Here is a 16616-nt window from a genome sequence, read left to right as displayed (position 1 = left end):
GGATGTGAGTGTTTGTGGCAGACGGATTGAAAATGGTCGTAATTGGTGGAGGCTCCTCGTACACGCCGGAGCTGGTGGAAGGTTTTATTCAGTATCATCATGAATTGCCCGTTCGCGAGCTGTGGCTTGTGGACATTGATGCAGGACTTCATAAGCTGGAGATTGTCGGTAATCTGGCGCGAAGAATGGTCGAGCGTTCTGGGCTTCCGATAGAGGTACATCTGACGACGGACCGCCGCTTGGCGATTCGCGGTGCCGATTTCGTGAGCACGCAGATGCGTGTCGGCATGCTGGAAGCACGCGGTCGGGATGAGTCGATACCGCTGAAATACGGCGTCATCGGACAGGAGACGACTGGTCCTGGCGGCATGATGAAGGCGCTGCGGACGATTCCAGTGCTGCTCAACATTTGCCGTGATATTGAGGAACTGGCTCCGAATGCGTGGCTGCTGAACTTCACGAATCCGGCGGGCATTGTGACAGAAGCGATTCATAAGCACTCGAACGTGCGCAGCGTAGGACTGTGCAATTCACCGATTGGACTTCGGAAATGGCTGACGTCTACGTATAACGTGGCTCCAGAGAAGATTTATACCGAGTTCGTTGGACTCAACCATTTACACTGGGTGACGCGAGTCGATGTTGATGGAGTGTCGAAGCTGCCGGAGCTGCTCGGCAATACGGAAGGCTTCAGCGGAAAGAACGTACCACAGCAAGGCTGGGACCCGAACTTCCTTCTCTCGCTTGGCGGGCTGCCTTCGTATTATTTGAAATATTTCTATATGACGGACGAAATGCTGGCAGAGCAGCAGGCATCCTTCGCACGTGACGGCAACCGTGCGGCGGTCGTGAAACGCGTCGAAGACGAGCTGTTCCAGCTGTACCGCGACCCTGAGCTGAGCGAGAAACCGAAGCAGCTCGAGCAGCGCGGCGGCGCGTTCTACTCAGAGGCTGCGGTGAACCTGATGCGCTCGCTGCACAACGGCACGAACGACATTCAGACGCTTAATGTCGCTAATAACGGCATGCTCGACTTCCTGCCGAAGGACGCATCCATCGAAGTGAATTGCGTCGTCACGAAAACCGGCCCATTGCCGCTGCCTCTTACGAACGTACCTCCGCATGTGAAAGGGCTCATTCACGCGGTGAAGACATATGAGCAGCTGACAATCGAAGCTGCCGTCACCGGCGATCGCGGCGTTGCACTGCAAGCGATGGTCCACCACCCATTAGTACCGAACGTCGACACCGCCATCAAGCTGCTTGATGAGATGCTCGAGGCAAACCGCGACTACTTGCCGCAGTTCTTCCCGGTGGTATAAGTTAGTTAGAAATGTTGCTGCCCGTGGGGGACATGGGCTAACGTGAAATTAGTTAAGTGCGTTGGCTCTGTTGTGGGTGCGACGTTGACAGGCTGTTCCATCTGCTAGCGTGGTGCTCGGGCGTTGTTGAGTAACTGTGTTGGTTAAGGAAGGGCTGCGTCGCCCTGATTTTTGATCGCGAGAGTCGGATAGTCCTGCTCTCAGCGCTGTCAGTACTACCAAAATAAAGCCGAGAGATCAAATATGATCTCTCGGCTTTATTTTGCATCATTTCTCCTGCTGAGAGAACGTATTTGATCTCTCGGCACCCTATTTGCTTGATGGGCAGGCTATTTGGCATGCCCCCTGCCTCGCATCTCACTTCCGAAGCAGCAAATACAAGAAATAAGGCCCGCCAATGAACGCGATCATGATCCCGGCGGGGATGCCGGAAGGATCAGCGATGTTGCGGCCGATCGTGTCGGCGAGCAGCAGGAGCCAGCCGCCCATCAGGATGGACACCGGCACAAACATCTGGTGCCGCGTGCCCACGAGCGCCCTCGCGATATGCGGCGCCATCAGGCCGACGAAGGCGATGCCGCCTGTCACCGAGACGGCCGCTGCAGCGAGAGCGACGGCTACAAGCAAGAGCACGATTCGCTCCCGATTGACCGCGAGCCCCGAGCCAATCGCAGAGGATTCGTTCAGCGCCAGCAAATTCATGGCGCTCGCCTTGTACATCGCGTAAGGGATCAGCACCGCGAGCCACGGAAGCAGTGCCCAGAAGAATGGCCAGTCGGTGCCCCAAATATTGCCCGCAAGCCACTTCGCAATGAAGTCCACCTTCATCCGGTCAGCCGACGAGATGATAACAACCATCGCGCCGGATAGCGCCAGCGAGAAGCCAACGCCGACGAGCACCAGCTTGACCGGATGCAGCCCTTCCCGCCGGCTGTACGAGAACAGATAGATGACGCCCGCTGTCAGGAACGCTCCAGCAAAGCCAACCAAAGGCAGCATATATGCGAACGCTCCCGTATCAATCGGCACGTATAAGAAGAACACCGAAATAGCAAAGCCCGCGCCTGAATTGATGCCTACGACACCAGGATCGGCCAAATCATTGCGCGTAATTCCTTGCAGAACAGCACCGGACAACGTAAGTGCCATGCCGGAGAGCAGCGTTACCAGAATACGCGGCAACCGCAGCGAGTACAGCACAAATTCTTCTTTGAAATCGCCATTCCCAAACAACGTCGGGAGCAGCCGGTTATACGACAGCGAAGAGGCACCTAGCCCTAAGCTGATTACAATCGTGAGTAGAATGAACAGCAGCAATGCCGTCACAACCACGCGCTGTTTGCGAGCAAGAATCGAGATCGAACCAGACATCATGATGTGAGCTTCACTCCTTTACGTACGATGAACAGGAAGAATGGCAAGCCAATCGTCGCAATAATCGCCACCACCGGCGTCTCATACGGCGCATTCATCGTACGTGCCAGCGTATCCGCCAGCAGCATAAACACCGCGCCCCAGATTGCGGACATCGGAATAACCGTGCGATAGTCGATACCGAACATCGCGCGTACGATATGCGGAATCATCAGCCCGATGAACGCCATATTCCCGACGAGAGCAACCGCCGCGCCTGCTAGCAATGTAATAACCGTGTACAAAACAAGCTTTACATACACCGTTCGAAGTCCCAGTCCGACCGCAACCTCTTCATTCAAACTTAAGATCGTCACTTTTCTCGACAGCAGCACCGCGATTACAATACCGACAATAATGAAAGGCGAGATCGCTTGTACCTGCCCCCATGTCGTCCCAATTAATCCCCCAGCAGTCCACATCGTAACATCTTTGGATACTTTGAAAATCAGCCCCGCGCCGTCCGACACCGCATACAGAAAAGCCGAAATCGCCGAGCCTGCGAGCACGAGCCGAAGTGGAGACAGGCCGCCCTTCTTAACTGCACCAATCCCTAGCACGATAACCGTCCCTGCCGCCGCACCGATGAAGCAAGCCACCATGATGCCAAAATACCCCGTTCCCGGCAGCATCGTAATCGTTAGCGCAAGCGCGCAGTTCGCGCCAGCCGTTAATCCGAGCAAGCCGGGATCGGCTAGCGGATTGCGGGTCAGCCCCTGCATCAGCGTGCCTGATACAGCAAGCGCCGAGCCAACGAGAATGCCCGCCACCTCGCGCGGCAATCGGATTTCGCGCAGCATCGTAACCGTATCGCCCTGCTCCTGCGAGAAGAACACATGCCACAAATCGCGCAGCGTTGTATCCGCAGCGCCGAACAGCATGGCCGCTGCAAACATGACGACTAGCGCGGCAACGCCAAGAATTAGCTTAGCGGTTGTATTCGCCAGACCTGGACGTTTGATTTCCGCATCCACACCCACATCCACATTCATCATTAGTCTCACACATTCCTTTTCAAACAAGGTAAAACGGCTGTCGCCGTCTTTTAACGGCGACAGCCGTTTCAATCCGGAGAAATATAAGCCCATTTATAAGCAGAAAACCTATAATCCTTATCTTTCGAGGATGAGGAATTACTCTCGAAAGAGAATTCCTCTTCCCTCCTATTATTGACCTAGCAAGCCTTTAGTCAGAATATCGAGTTGGTAGTCCAGCGTAAATGCATCGTTGAAGTAGAAGCCCTTGGAATCTACCTCAATAACATGATTGTTCTTCGCTGCAGTTGTGTTCTTGTACGTATCGGTCTGCTGGAACGAGTTATCCGCATTGGAGTCTTTGCTGAATATGACATAGTCACCCATAAAGTCAGGCAGCACTTCCGTGGACAGTGCGTAGTAGCCCTCCTTGGACGTCATCTCTTTAACCTTCTTCGGCATCGTGAGTCCCATCGCTTGGTATATAATTTCTGTTCCGCGGCCCCATGCATCGCCATAAACATACAGCTGCTTCTCGTATGATTCGATAACGGAAACCGTCGTATCTGAGCCAATCTTCGCTTTAATCTCTTCGCCCGCTTTGGTAGCACGCGCTTTGAAATCGTCAATCCACGCCTGCGCTTCCTTCTCCTTGTTCACCAGCTTGCCGATCTCAAGGTGCTGCGTAAGATAGTCGACTTTGTTGTACGTGTACACAACGGTCGGAGCGATCTGCTTCAGCTTGTCGAGGTTCTTCACGCTGTCCATACCGATAATCAGATCCGGCTTCAGCTCAAGGATCTTCTCCACGCTTTCATCCGAAATTTCCGCCGCATCCTTCAGTTTATCTTGGAAGTTCGGGTTCGCCTTCGACCAAGAGTCTACACCAACAATCGGTACTCCAAGCTGGATCAAATCACCGGCATAACCTGCCAGTACAACAACGCGCTGCGGGTTCGCAGGCACTTCCACCGGACCTGCTTCGGATTGATAAGTAATCGTACCGGATTCCGCTGGCGTATTGGCTGCTACAGCATCATTCGTTGTATTCGCTGAATTATTCGCCTTCTCATTGCCACTAGCATTCGCAGTCGTATTCGCCGCTGCATTCGTATTCGCATTGCTCGCATTATTCTTATCACCGTTGCTGCCACAAGCGCTAAGCGCCAGGACAAACAGGATAACGATCGGAATTAACAATTTGTTCATTTCTAAATCTCTCACTTTCGTTGTATGATGTTATTATTGATAATGATTATCAGTATCAGGACATTTCAAACTTTAACCCGCGATGCAACCTTTGTCAACAACTTTGTGAGAATGAATCTCAGTTAACATAACGCGGATATCAGATAAAACCAATAGGGGAAGCAGGTTACAAGAACATGAATACGAATGTGAGCGAGCAACTAGAATTATTTGATGTCACCATTATTGGAGGCGGCCCGGCCGGGCTCTACACGACTTTCTATAGCGGCATGCGGGAGCTGAAGACGAAGATCATCGAGGCGCGCGAAGAGCTTGGAGGACGGATTCTGATTTACCCGGAGAAAATGATTTGGGACGTTGGCGGGCTGACTCCTACACTAGGTGAGAAGCTCATCGAACAGCTCATTACCCAGGCAATGACGTTCGAGCCAACTGTTGTGCTCGGTCAGCAAATTATCGGAATGGAGCGGCAAGCGGATGATACGCTGCTGCTCACTTCTTCAGCTGGCGAGAAGCACTGGACGCGTTCCGTCGTACTCGCCATCGGCTACGGGATCTTGGAGCTTGCGAAGTTGGATATTGAAGGTGTGGACCGGTTCGAAGTGACGAACCTGCACTATACCGTACAGGCGCTTGAGGAGTTCAAAGGCAAGCATGTGCTTATATCCGGAGGGGGCGATTCTGCGGTTGACTGGGCGAACATGATCGAGCCGATTGCAGCCAGCCTGACCGTCGTTCACAGACGTGACCAGTTCGGCGGCCATGAGCGAAATGTGACGCGGATGAAGGAATCGTCCGCGAATGTTCGGACGCCTTATGCCGTTCAAGCGCTGCATAGCAGCAACGGGACGGCGATTGACCGAGTTACCCTCTCACATATAGAGACTGGGGAGACGGAGCAAGTCCCTGTCGATGCCGTAATCGTAAACCACGGGCTGCGCTATAACTTCGGCCCAATACGGGATTGGAGCCTTGCGATGGACGAGTGGCATATACCTGTCAGCTCCAAAATGGAGACGAATCTGCCAGGTGTCTTCGCCGCAGGCGACTTCGTTATGCATGACAGCAAGGTGCATCTAATCGCAGGCACGTTCACCGATGCTGTGAACGCTACGAACAGCGTGAATGTGTATCTCGATCCGAAGGCGGACAAAACCGCCTATGTCTCCTCTCACAACTCGAGATTCAAGGAGAAGAACCGCCAGCTCGGCGTCGCGGTAGACGAAGAAGAGTGATAGGAGGGGGGACTAAGTTCCCCCTCCTATCACTCTTCGATTAGCGTTCAGCCGTAATCTGCTGACGGTATTCAGTTGGTGTTACATTCATTTTGCGACGGAATACTTGCGTGAAGTGGCGCACATCGGTATAACCGATTCGCTCGGCAATTTCTACGAGCTTCATACCCGACTGCTGCAGCAGCTCCTTCGCCTGTTCAATGCGCAAGCTGATGACATAATCCTTATAGCCTTGGCCCGTCTTCTGCTTGAACAGCTGGCTGAAGTAGATCGGATTTAGGAACACGACAGCTGCAACCTTCTCGAGCGACAGCTCCTCGTTATAGTGCGCCTTCAAGTATTGCAGGGCAACCTCAATCGCTTTGTCGCCGCTGCCCTCTGGCCGGTCGCTCGATGCAGGAGCTAGCGCTTGGCGCAGACGACGTACTTCTTCGGGTATGCGGCTGAACTCCCTGATGGCTTCTGAGAATGTAATGTGGAAGGGCAATTTCAAATAATGGCTTAGATGCTTCTTCAGATCCTGCGCCAGCCCTTCCACCGTCTTGTCGTTCTTCAGCTGTACCAGGCCAAGCAAGCTCTGTCGGTCAAAGCTGACGACGAAGCCCTGCCCATGCAGATCAATCAGTTCAGAAAGCACATTCTCGATAATAAAATGCTCCAGCTGAACGTTCTTCACTGCTTCTTCGATTCGCACCATAACAAGGCGAAACTCTGGATAGCGCTCAATGAGCGGGGCAATGTCGAGATTACCAAGCGCTAGACCAGTCGCCAAACGCTGGAACACGGCTTCACGCAAGTACTTCAGGTTCGTCTTCAGCAGCTCGCCTTCCTTGGTAGAAGTGGACTCTTCCTTCGCCTCTTCAGCAAGCTGTTCAATTAATTCCTCCAAGCGCTGCTTACCGATCGGCTTCAGCAAATAATCCCGAGCGCCAAGCCGCACCGCTTTCTGCGCATAGGAGAACTCCGAATGTGCCGATATGACGACCCACTTCACGTGCGGGTACTTCCGCCGGGACATCTTCATAAACTCAAGACCGTCGATCCCTGGCATTAATATATCAGTAAGCACGATATCGATCGGTTGACTCTCCAGAATTTGCACCGCATCCTCCGCAGAGGCTGCCAAATGCACATCGTAATCGGGGAATGCCCGCTTAATAGTCCGTTTCACACCTTCACGAATGACGCCCTCGTCATCCGTAATGAGGATATTCACTGCCATCTGCAGCTCCTCCTTCCTGCCTCTAACGCCTTACATCTACTGATAAGGAACGGTAATAATGACCGTGGTGCCTTCATTCGGCTCGCTTCGCAGCTCAAGTCCGTACGCTTCGCCATACATATGGCGGATACGCCGCTGCAAATTGACAAGTCCAATGCCGCCTTCCTGCCTAATCCCTTCTAGTCCTTCCTCATCCTTCGCTGCTTCCTCAGGCTTATCTAGTAATGTATTAATCCGCTTTAATTTGGCGGCATCCATGCCTATCCCATTATCCTGCACCATAATGTGCAGCTTGCGATCATCCGCTTCAATATAAACCCGCAGCTTCCCTTCCCAGTCGAGAAGCGGCTCCAGGCCGTACTTCACGGCATTCTCAATAACAGGCTGCAGCGTCATCTTCGGTAATGGAACATTCATCCACGTCTCGTCGACGTCAACATCGACCGTGAGCCTACCTTCAAGGCGAGTCACAATAATGGTCAAATAATGCTGCGTCTGCTCAATCTCCTCACGCAGGCTGACTGCCACGCCTTGATCCCAGTGGCTGCTGTAACGGAACAGCCGGGACAGCGACAGCACGACTTCCCCGAGCCGATCATGTCCCTTCTCGTCGAGCATCCAATAAATCATATCAAGCGTATTGTATAGAAAATGCGGATTCACCTGTGATTGCAGCGCTTGCAGCTCTGCATTCTTCTCACTAACGGACGAGATTTTCACCCGCTCGATCAGCTCTGATATCTGATTTACCATCTGATTAAACGATGCGACGAGTATATTAATTTCCTGATATGACGTTACTTTGAGCGACCCGCGGAAGTTCCCGATCTCGACCTGCTTCATCTCCGAAATGAGGCGCTTCAGCGGTGAAGAGATCGTCCGTGAGAAAATCGTAGCAATGAGAATCGCAACAAGCACGAGCGCAGCACCTACATAAATGAGGAATCGCTTCGTCTCTGCCAGCTCGACATTCAAGTCTCGTTCCGGAGTCACGCTGAGCACCGTCCAATCTGCAAAAGGCAGCTGCGACGCCACAATGAGATTTCCATCATTCTCAACTACGACAGGCACGCCCCCTTTGGGCCGAGGCAGGGTCGACATCCTTTGATCATCCCAGGTCTGGGACGTCGACGAGATCACTTCTCCGTTGCTCGACATCAAGTAAACCTCGCTATGTACGCCAAGCTTCAAGTTTTCCATCGCATTCACGATCGCCTGCGAGCTCGTCTCGAAGAGGACAACGCCGACTTGGCGGTGATTGTTAAGGTCATAAATCCGGCGTCCGAACGCAAACACAGAGCGGCTCTCGACCTGATCAATAATGGAACGCTTATAAACCCCGAGCCAAACCATACTGCCGCTGGACCCTTGAATTTCTTGATACCAGTGCGATTTGGTGTACTCGGGGTCGATCACATTGGCAAAATTGCCGTAATTATATACTTTCCCTTTATCCGTCAGGACATGAATGCCGATCAGATCTTCCTGCGAGAGGAAGACGGCACCGAGAATATTCGTAATGGCCCGCTCATTAAAATAATCGACAGCAGGGCTGTCGACTGTAGGCGTGCTCATAATTCGGGAAAAATCATTGTTGCCGATGACAGACTTGGACATGCTGTCATAGCCTTTCAGAAGAAGATCGAAGAGACCTGCCGTCTGCGAGACGTTCTGCTTGGACAGGCCGCTTACCTTCTCTTGAAATTGCACCGTTGTCCGGTTGTAATACAGGATGCTGACAATCAGTACGATAGCTGACATGCTGATCAGAAACAGCACGAATAGCCGATATTGAATGGAATGAAATCCCCGTGACATGTTCGCTCTTCGCCCTTTCCTCCGGGCTTTACGCTTATCCTTTAACCGCACCTGCAACCATACCTTTTGTAATACGCTCCGAAAGGATGAAGTATACGAGCAGCACCGGCAGCGCGCCGAGGATAAGGAAAGCACCAATTGCGCCATAGTTAACATTGTATTGGCTGACAAAAGTATATACGCCGAAAGGAAGAGTTTTCAATGCTTCTTTGGAAATAAATGTAGCCGCCATAATGTATTCGTTCCAGATCGTAATGAACGTCAGAATACATACCGTCATAATCGGCGGTACAGAGATCGGCAGGATGATGCTGCGGAAGATCCGATACACGCTTGCGCCATCCATGAATGCCGATTCTTCGATCTCCGCTGGAATGCCGCGCATAAATCCGCTCAGGATAAAGACAGCAATTGGCGTGGAGAACGTAATGTAAGGCAGAATCAGCGCCCAGCGCGTGTTCAAGATGTGCATGTGTTTAAAAATAACCATGAGCGGCAGCAGCGTAGCCTGCATCGGAATCATCATCCCGAGCAAGAACACGAGCGTTACAACCGGGCCAAGCTTCCATTTGAACCGGGAAATGGCGTAAGCAACCATCGCGCTCAGGATGATAACGCACAGCAGAGTAACCGACGTTACGAGGATGCTGTTGCCAAGGTACTGCAAGTAATGTCCGCCTTTATACGCGGCTTTATAGTTACCCCATTGCGGCGAGCTCGGCAGTGCGAAGAAGCTTGAGCCGAGAATTTCTTCGTTCGTTTTGAGCGAGTACATGACCAGCCAAAACAATGGGTAAATTTGCGTAACGACAAGGATCGAGAGAAGCAGATACACGAGCCCTTTTTTAACACTTGCCATGATCTATTGTTCTCCCTTCTAGGTGTATCTTGCTTCGACTTTTTTGAAGACGAAATTAATGAAGACTGTGAATACCAAGCAAACAAACACAAGGAATGTCGCAAGGGCGCTACCGTATCCGTACTTGAAGGATAGGAACGACATGTTGTACATATGTGTGGAGATCGTATCCGTCGCGTGCGCCGGGCCGCCGCCTGTCATAACCCATACCAGGTCAAACGCCTGCAGGGAACCGATGAACGAGAGGATGATCGAGATTTTGAAGATCGGGATAACCATTGGGTAAGTAATATACCAATCTGCTTTAAAGCCTTCTGCGCCATCGATCTTCGCCGCTTCATACACTTCCGTCGGAATGTTCTGTACGCCTGTGTATTGAATGAGCAAGTGATAGCCGAAATATTGCCATAGCGATACAAAATACAAGCAATACATTGCAATTTTAGGCTCCGTCAGCCAGTTATGTGTCCAGCTACTCAGCCCTAGCGATGTCAGAATTCCATTAAGCATGCCGCCCATATCAGTCGGGTTGTAGATGGTCTTCCAAAGTTGGCCGATAATAACGACCGACAAAATAACAGGTACAAAGTAAAGGGAAACGAGAGTATTCGCTTTACGCACATAGCGGTTCATAAGTGCTGCAACAAACAGACAAATCGGAATTTCCAACATGGAAAATACCGCGTAACCAAGCGTGTGACGCACGGAAGGCCAGAAATTCGTGTCGTGGAATAGCATCGTTTTAAAATTATCGAGCCCGATAAATTTCGCCTTATTGATGCTATCCCAGTCCAGCAAGCTGTCATACACAGCTACAAGGATTGGCACGAACACGAGGCCGATGTAGAGAATCAGACACGGCAGGACGAAAACTGCAATTGTACGGGCCGGGACTTTTAAAACATTCACGTAGGTTGCCTCCTGAGTCATTATAAATTGTAAAGAAAGCCGAATGCGGATGGAGATCAGCAAAGTACCTCCACCCGCAAACGACTATTTGTTATTTAAAAGCTTACTTGTTCGAGTCGTATGCCGATTGGTGCTCTTTCGCAACGTTCGCTGGGTCAACTTTTTGCACGAACATGTTTTGGATGCTGCTCAGGTGAGCTTGTGCAATTGCTGGTTTCATTGTGTTATCGAAAGCAAGGTCGCCGCCTTTAACGTTCTTGAACAGGTCAAGTACTGCGATTGCAAGATCCGAGTAACCAGCTGCTTTGAAGTCACCGCTCATGATTTGACCGCTACCTACTGCATTTTTCAGTTCGAACTGCTTCTTAGGCATTTCTGTCATGAAGTAGTTCAGGAAGTCTTTTGTTTCTTTCAGGTGCTTGCTGTTCGCGGAAACCGCGAATGCGGAACCTGGAGCAAGCATGTATTGGTCTGGATCGCCTTTGCCTTTAACAGTAGGGAATTTGAACACGCCTACTTTACCAGCTACGGACGAAGCGTCGATTGCGCCAGTTTCCCATGTACCCATGATGTACATTGCCGCTTTACCTGTTTTGAAGAGGTTACCGCCAGTGTTGTAATCGACGGAAGTTGCGCCATCTGGGAATGCTTTTGCTTGAATCAGGTCTTGGAAGCTCGATACTGCGTCAGTGAATGCTGGATCGTTAAATGTTTTCTTGCCATCCAGTACTTCGGACAGGAAGCCTGGGCCGCCGTTTGTGCGAAGAAGAACGTTCATGAACAAGAACGAACCTGTCCAGGAGTCTTTCTCACCGATCGCGATTGGCGTGATGTTCTTCGCTTTGAGCGCTTTAACGTCAGCTACGAGATCTTCGAACGTTGTTGGTGGAGCTGTAATGCCTGCTTGCGTGAACAGGTCTTTATTGTAGTAAACAACCTCGATGTTGTTGCCGTCTGGCAACGCGTATACGTTGTTGTCGAAGCTGTAGGAGTCAAGAAGGCCTTTTTGGAAAGTGTCTTTCAAACCGTTCTGATCGAGCATGTCGTTCAGTGGTGCGAGCAGGCCTGCATCAACATATGGCTTCATTTGTGCGGACGGGTTCACGATTGTGATGTCCGGAACTTCTTTGGAAGCTGCTTGTGTCTTCAGCTTCAGTTTTTGTTGGTCCGTGTTCAGGGAGTCTAGCTCGACCTTCACGTTCGGGTGGTCCTTCTGATATTGATCAACAATCGTGTGAAGCATTTTGTACGAAGGCGTTTCTGGATCTGGGTAGATGTTCTGGAACGTGATTGTTACGTTCTCAGCAGCTGGTTCGTTCGTGCCAGCGTTCGTGCTGCCTGTATTCGTTGTATTGTTTGTATTGTTGTCGTTTTTGCTTCCGCAAGCTGTTGCGCCAAGAAGCAATGCTGCCGCTGTGACTGCGACTGCAGTTGTTTTTAATGCTTTGTTAGCCATTTCTCTATTCCCCCTCGGGTTGGTATACGCTTATTATCATGCACTAGGCCTTTACCAACAATGCGTGAAATTAGGGATTAAGGTTTGCGTTTTCAAGATCGATATGAACAAGTGCAAACGGCTGGCGCCGTCTATTCGGCAAAAGCTAACGTTTCGCGGAGACATTATAGAAATTCATATAAAGCGAAGGATATAGAATGATATAATGTGAAACCGGCTGTCGTGTTATTATAAAAATATATAAATTACCAACCAATTTGGAGGAAATAGAACATGTCATCGATGGATTCGATTCGCAACATTTACTGTGTAGGACGTAACTATGCCCTTCATGCCAAGGAGCTTGGCAACGATGTACCGGAGGAGCCGATGATCTTCTCGAAGCCTACGCACGCGCTGCATCCGGCAACTGGGAAGCTTGCGCTGTCGGGCTCGATCGGCGAGATTCATTATGAGCTGGAGGTCGTTGTGCGTGTAGGTGCGAGCTATCGTCCTGGCATGAAGGTGGACGAGCTCATCGACGGTATCGCCCTCGGCATCGACCTGACGGCGCGCGATGTGCAGTCCAAGCTGAAGGAGAAGCGCCACCCTTGGCTGCTTGCCAAAGGATTCGTCGGCTCCGCCGTGCTGACAGAGTTCACGCCTTTCGCCGGAGAAGCGGAATTCGAGGCGTTAAATTTCAGCCTCATTAAGAATGATGAGATCGTGCAGCAAGGCTGCCCGAAGGATATGATCTTCCCGCTGCAGCAGCTGGTCGACTTCATCGGCTCGAACATGGGCCTCGGCACCGGTGACGTCATCTACACCGGCACGCCGGCAGGCGTCGGCCCGCTCGCGGACGGCGACACGCTGGAGCTGCGCCTTGCCGCTGGCGGCAATGAAGTGACCTATGGTCCACTTTATGTGGACATGGGGTAGGAGCGCCGGAGGCGCGAGTGCGTGAAGAAGCCGAGAGATCAGGATTTGATCTCTCGGCTTCTTTTTGGTTTATGTGATCACAGCGGCGTGGTCGCTGTGAATTCGGGGGCTGAGAGCGGGTTTTCCCTCTCTCAGCATACGACCCACGCGCGGCGAGCGAGTTCGCTCTGCTCTGAGAGATCATATATGATCTCTCGGCGGTTTTTTTGGTTAGTTTTGGTGCTGAGAGAGCACATTTGCTCTCTCAGCTCCATTTCGCGCGGCGAGCGGGTTCGCTTTACTCTGAGAGAGCGTATATGATCTCTCGGTCGCTTTTCGGGTTAGTTTTAAAGCTGAGAGAGCATATTTGCTCTCTCAGCTCCATTTTCGCGCGGCGAGCGGGTTCGCTCTGCTCTGAGAGAGCGTATATGATCTCTCGGCGGCTTTTGGGGTTAGTTTTGATGCTGAGAGAGCATATTTGCTCTCTCAGCTCCATTTTCGCGCGGCGAGCGGGTTCGCTCTGCTCTGAGAGAGCGTATATGATCTCTCGGCGGCTTTTCGGGTTAGTTTTGATGCTGAGAGAGCATATTTGCTCTCTCAGCTCCATTTTCGCGCGGCGAGTGGGTTCGCTCTGCTCTGAGAGATCATATATGATCTCTCGGTGATTTTTCTGGTTAGTTGTGGAGCTGAGAGGGCACATTTGCTCTCTCAGCTCCATTTTCGCGCGGCGAGCGAGTTCGCTCTGCTCTGAGAGATCATATATGATCTCTCGGCGGCTTTTCGGGTTAGTTTTGGTGCTGAGAGAGCACATTTGCTCTCTTAGCTCCATTTTCGCGCGGCTTGATACTCAACCACCGTGATGCGACTGGGGATGTTCGCCAGATTCGTGCTCACAATTTCGACTCTATGTTCAGCATGCAGCGTCTCCAGAACCTCGGGCACGATAATTCGATACCGCCCCAGCTTCCCATCGTCTCGTAGCACGTGTATGATCTTGCCTTCCTTGTTAATAATTCGGCCCTGGATCGTTCTCCGCGCTTCCGTCAACAGATCGATTAGCAGCACAACAAGAACCCCGAAGAGGACCAGACTTACAAGAAAATAAGTGAAGCCAATAAAGGCTGGCATCCACTCCTGATTCGTCGTAAATAACCGAAAGACCGCAAGCGACAATTGCAGGACGCAAAGCACGATAGCGACAAGCAACGTTTTGTAAGGCTTCAAAAGCATCCCCACCACTCCTGTCCGTTACGATTCCTTCAGAATTCCCTGGTCCACTGACTTGCGCACCAGCTGCTGCGCATAATCCCACAGCTTATCCGAGGCATCAGCGATCTCCCGATTGCGATTAAGCACCTGACCGCTCGTTATGCCGTACTTTAGCCACGTATCGCCATCGTTATTGAAATTGTTAATGAGCGGCTGCAACCGATCGAGCGCACTGGCAAACTTCGCTTCTTGACTCTCTTTACGTTCAAACTCCAACCACAGTTCCATGAGCTCAGCCGCCTGCTCCTCTGGCAGCAATCCGAAAATCCGCTTCGCCGCATTCAGCTCTCGCTCATGTTTATCCTCATTGCCCTTGGTGTCGTACGCAAACGTATCGCCAGCATCGATCTCAACCAAATCGTGCACGAGCAGCATCCGAATCACCTTGAGCAGATCCACTTCCGCATTGGCGTGACCTTGCAGAATTAGCGCCATCATAGCGAGATGCCACGTATGCTCCGCGTCATTTTCAAGTCGATCGCCACTCATAATTTTTGTCCTGCGCTCCACTTGCTTTAGCTTGTCAATCTCGACAAGAAACTCCATCTGCTTGCTCAGCATCTCTTCCACAACGCCACTCCCTATCTGCCAAATCAGTGTTGGGTACATTTTAGTTATAAAAAGGCCATTCCCTATCTACCAGATCACAAGCTTGGTAGAATTTAGTAATAGTATACATGATTGCGGGGCGACAGACGAATGGATGTAACGATGGAGAAAAATGTGACCCAGGGTGAGCAAACAGCAAAAGCCCTCCCGGCTGGCTATACGTTCAGATCTATAGCGCGTGAAGAAGGCTATCTGTGGGAAAAGGTGATGGACGCCGCGTTCGGAGACTATCAGGCGGGCGCTTTCGAACACGTTATGGTCGATAACTACTCGTATCTACCCGAGCGTGTGCATGTGCTGTTTGACGAAGCAGGCACACCTTGCGGAACAGCGACCGCTTGGAGCCAGCCTTGGCGGTGGGGCGAGAACGAAGGCTTTATTATTTTCGTAGGCGTCATCCCAACACACCGGGGTAAAGGTCTTGGCACTTCAATGGTGCTGCAACTCTGCGATGTTATCGCGCTTAGAGGCCAGCAAACCGCACTACTCGACGTCGACAGCAGCAACTTACCTGCAATCAAAAGCTATCTGAACGCTGGGTTCCGGCCTCGATTAACCGCTGCAAATGAAAAACAGAAGTGGAGCGAGATTGTTCAGCATCTGCACGTTGAACCCGCCGCTTATAATACAGGGCTGCGTCCTCCCATGGATAATCCTCACCCACCTCGGCCGTATTTGTTGGATCTTCGAGCGCAGGGACATACCGTTCAATAACAATAACAAAAGTAAAAACCCACCACAGGATCACTCCCGAGGTGGGCTTTGCTCTATTCGTATAGCTCCAACGACGCCAAGTTGATGGCGACCACTTTATCATCCTTCAGCTTGAAATCCAGCGACAGCTGCTTCGTCTTGTCGATATACCCGATCGACTCGCCGAGCGTGTAGTACGCATCGCCGTACTGTTTCAGCACTTGCTCCTTTGAGTCGCCAAGCTTCACGCCTCGTGCTGTTGCCGCTTCCGGCCCGATCGAGTAACCGAGCACCTTACTGTCAAGCGTCGTATACTGATAGCTCTCGTACATGAGAAGGAATGTTCTACCTTCGTTCAGCGCCCTCTCCGGCTTGCCCAGCTTGTCCACAAGCTCCTTCTCGGTCATGCCGAGCTCCGCCGCGCCGCCCTTCTCCGCACTTAGATCGGTCGTGCTCACCTTGTCGCTCACCGACAGCGGTGTCTCCGTCTTCCCTCCGCATGCGGCAAGCAGCACCACCAGACCGCATAACAGGACAACCAACTTCATAAACCCTTTCACCGTAAAACCCCACTCCTTCAAGACGATAATCGCCATCTCGAATACTTCCTTCTATGGATACCGTACAACGTTTCGACATAAAAAGAAAGAGAAGAGCTCGCTTACACTGCTTCTTCTCTCTCAGTCGTTCATCATGTTATTGATCGGTTTGTCCGATTCCTTCAACAGATT

15 protein-coding genes are annotated in these 16616 nt (G+C 51.4%); 4 read left to right on the top strand and 11 right to left on the bottom strand.

The window, feature by feature from the left end; genetic code table 11:
• The first annotated feature begins 14 nt into the window (after window positions 1–14).
• A complete protein-coding gene (locus tag BMY11_RS18710) occupies window positions 15–1322 on the top strand; it encodes a 6-phospho-beta-glucosidase (RefSeq protein WP_090579487.1) in 1308 nt (435 codons plus the stop codon).
• Between the two features lie 357 nt (window positions 1323–1679).
• Here BMY11_RS18710 and BMY11_RS18705 read toward each other — a convergent pair whose 3' ends face one another.
• The 3 genes from BMY11_RS18705 to BMY11_RS18695 all read right to left on the bottom strand — a co-directional run bounded on the left by BMY11_RS18705 (window position 1680) and on the right by BMY11_RS18695 (window position 4918).
• Entirely contained in the window at window positions 1680–2696 is a 1017-nt protein-coding gene (locus BMY11_RS18705; RefSeq protein ID WP_090579484.1) for a FecCD family ABC transporter permease, read from the bottom strand.
• Window positions 2693–3730, bottom strand: a complete 1038-nt coding sequence (locus BMY11_RS18700; RefSeq protein WP_256217640.1) for a FecCD family ABC transporter permease — start codon at window positions 3728–3730, stop codon at window positions 2693–2695. The genes BMY11_RS18705 and BMY11_RS18700 overlap by 4 nt, the downstream gene beginning before the upstream one ends.
• Window positions 3731–3901: 171 nt before the next feature.
• Window positions 3902–4918, bottom strand: a complete 1017-nt coding sequence (locus BMY11_RS18695; RefSeq protein WP_090579481.1) for an iron-hydroxamate ABC transporter substrate-binding protein — start codon at window positions 4916–4918, stop codon at window positions 3902–3904.
• 188 nt (window positions 4919–5106) lie between these two features.
• On the opposite strand from BMY11_RS18695, the gene BMY11_RS18690 reads away from it, so the two are divergent.
• Window positions 5107–6153 (top strand): NAD(P)/FAD-dependent oxidoreductase, encoded by a 1047-nt coding sequence (locus tag BMY11_RS18690; RefSeq protein ID WP_090579954.1) that lies wholly within the window; start codon window positions 5107–5109, stop codon window positions 6151–6153.
• Between the two features lie 40 nt (window positions 6154–6193).
• Here the strand turns inward: BMY11_RS18690 and BMY11_RS18685 are convergent, their stop codons facing one another.
• The 5 genes from BMY11_RS18685 to BMY11_RS18665 all read right to left on the bottom strand — a co-directional run bounded on the left by BMY11_RS18685 (window position 6194) and on the right by BMY11_RS18665 (window position 12417).
• Entirely contained in the window at window positions 6194–7369 is a 1176-nt protein-coding gene (locus tag BMY11_RS18685; RefSeq protein WP_090579951.1) for a response regulator transcription factor, read from the bottom strand.
• A gap of 42 nt (window positions 7370–7411) precedes the next feature.
• A complete protein-coding gene (locus BMY11_RS18680) occupies window positions 7412–9193 on the bottom strand; it encodes a sensor histidine kinase (RefSeq protein ID WP_090579478.1) in 1782 nt (593 codons plus the stop codon).
• A gap of 34 nt (window positions 9194–9227) precedes the next feature.
• Window positions 9228–10052 carry a carbohydrate ABC transporter permease gene (locus BMY11_RS18675; protein WP_090579475.1) on the bottom strand — a complete coding sequence of 275 codons (825 nt, stop codon included), beginning with the start codon at window positions 10050–10052 and terminating at the stop codon, window positions 9228–9230.
• Between the two features lie 18 nt (window positions 10053–10070).
• A complete protein-coding gene (locus BMY11_RS18670) occupies window positions 10071–10961 on the bottom strand; it encodes a carbohydrate ABC transporter permease (protein ID WP_090579472.1) in 891 nt (296 codons plus the stop codon).
• A gap of 103 nt (window positions 10962–11064) precedes the next feature.
• Window positions 11065–12417 carry an extracellular solute-binding protein gene (locus tag BMY11_RS18665; protein WP_090579469.1) on the bottom strand — a complete coding sequence of 451 codons (1353 nt, stop codon included), beginning with the start codon at window positions 12415–12417 and terminating at the stop codon, window positions 11065–11067.
• A 282-nt stretch (window positions 12418–12699) separates the two neighbouring features.
• Here BMY11_RS18665 and BMY11_RS18660 point away from each other — a divergent pair, with 282 nt between their 5' ends.
• Window positions 12700–13335: a fumarylacetoacetate hydrolase family protein gene (locus BMY11_RS18660; protein WP_090579948.1), complete on the top strand. Its 636-nt coding sequence runs from the start codon at window positions 12700–12702 to the stop codon at window positions 13333–13335.
• 798 nt (window positions 13336–14133) lie between these two features.
• Here the strand turns inward: BMY11_RS18660 and BMY11_RS18650 are convergent.
• Entirely contained in the window at window positions 14134–14544 is a 411-nt protein-coding gene (locus tag BMY11_RS18650; RefSeq protein ID WP_090579463.1) for a hypothetical protein, read from the bottom strand.
• Between the two features lie 18 nt (window positions 14545–14562).
• Window positions 14563–15144: an HD domain-containing protein gene (locus BMY11_RS18645; RefSeq protein ID WP_090579945.1), complete on the bottom strand. Its 582-nt coding sequence runs from the start codon at window positions 15142–15144 to the stop codon at window positions 14563–14565.
• Window positions 15145–15282: 138 nt separating this feature from the next.
• Between BMY11_RS18645 and BMY11_RS18640 the strand changes: the two genes are divergently transcribed.
• The gene (locus tag BMY11_RS18640; RefSeq protein ID WP_090579460.1) at window positions 15283–15906 is read left to right on the top strand and encodes a GNAT family N-acetyltransferase; all 624 of its coding nucleotides are present in this window, start codon (window positions 15283–15285) and stop codon (window positions 15904–15906) included.
• 53 nt (window positions 15907–15959) lie between these two features.
• Here BMY11_RS18640 and BMY11_RS18635 read toward each other — a convergent pair whose 3' ends face one another.
• Complete coding sequence (locus BMY11_RS18635) at window positions 15960–16481, bottom strand: hypothetical protein (protein WP_090579457.1); 522 nt, start codon at window positions 16479–16481, stop codon at window positions 15960–15962.
• Between the last annotated feature and the right edge of the window lie 135 nt (window positions 16482–16616).

Origin of the sequence: Paenibacillus sp. OV219, from assembly GCF_900110075.1 — a bacterium.
In the GTDB taxonomy this organism is placed as follows: domain Bacteria; phylum Bacillota; class Bacilli; order Paenibacillales; family Paenibacillaceae; genus Paenibacillus_Z.
This window is presented reverse-complemented; position numbering and strand designations above follow the sequence as displayed.

Excerpts from the sequence above, each read along its gene's own strand:
- BMY11_RS18695 (WP_090579481.1), bottom strand. The coding sequence starts at position 4,918 with ATGAACAAATTGTTAATTCCGATCGTTATCCTGTTTGTCCTGGCGCTT.
- BMY11_RS18635 (WP_090579457.1), bottom strand. The coding sequence starts at position 16,481 with ATGGCGATTATCGTCTTGAAGGAGTGGGGTTTTACGGTGAAAGGGTTT.
- BMY11_RS18665 (WP_090579469.1), bottom strand. The coding sequence starts at position 12,417 with ATGGCTAACAAAGCATTAAAAACAACTGCAGTCGCAGTCACAGCGGCA.
- BMY11_RS18660 (WP_090579948.1), top strand. The coding sequence starts at position 12,700 with ATGGATTCGATTCGCAACATTTACTGTGTAGGACGTAACTATGCCCTT.
- BMY11_RS18705 (WP_090579484.1), bottom strand. The coding sequence starts at position 2,696 with ATGATGTCTGGTTCGATCTCGATTCTTGCTCGCAAACAGCGCGTGGTT.
- BMY11_RS18645 (WP_090579945.1), bottom strand. The coding sequence starts at position 15,144 with ATGCTGAGCAAGCAGATGGAGTTTCTTGTCGAGATTGACAAGCTAAAG.
- BMY11_RS18680 (WP_090579478.1), bottom strand. The coding sequence starts at position 9,193 with ATGTCACGGGGATTTCATTCCATTCAATATCGGCTATTCGTGCTGTTT.
- BMY11_RS18700 (WP_256217640.1), bottom strand. The coding sequence starts at position 3,730 with ATGATGAATGTGGATGTGGGTGTGGATGCGGAAATCAAACGTCCAGGT.
- BMY11_RS18650 (WP_090579463.1), bottom strand. The coding sequence starts at position 14,544 with ATGCTTTTGAAGCCTTACAAAACGTTGCTTGTCGCTATCGTGCTTTGC.
- BMY11_RS18640 (WP_090579460.1), top strand. The coding sequence starts at position 15,283 with ATGGATGTAACGATGGAGAAAAATGTGACCCAGGGTGAGCAAACAGCA.
- BMY11_RS18675 (WP_090579475.1), bottom strand. The coding sequence starts at position 10,052 with ATGGCAAGTGTTAAAAAAGGGCTCGTGTATCTGCTTCTCTCGATCCTT.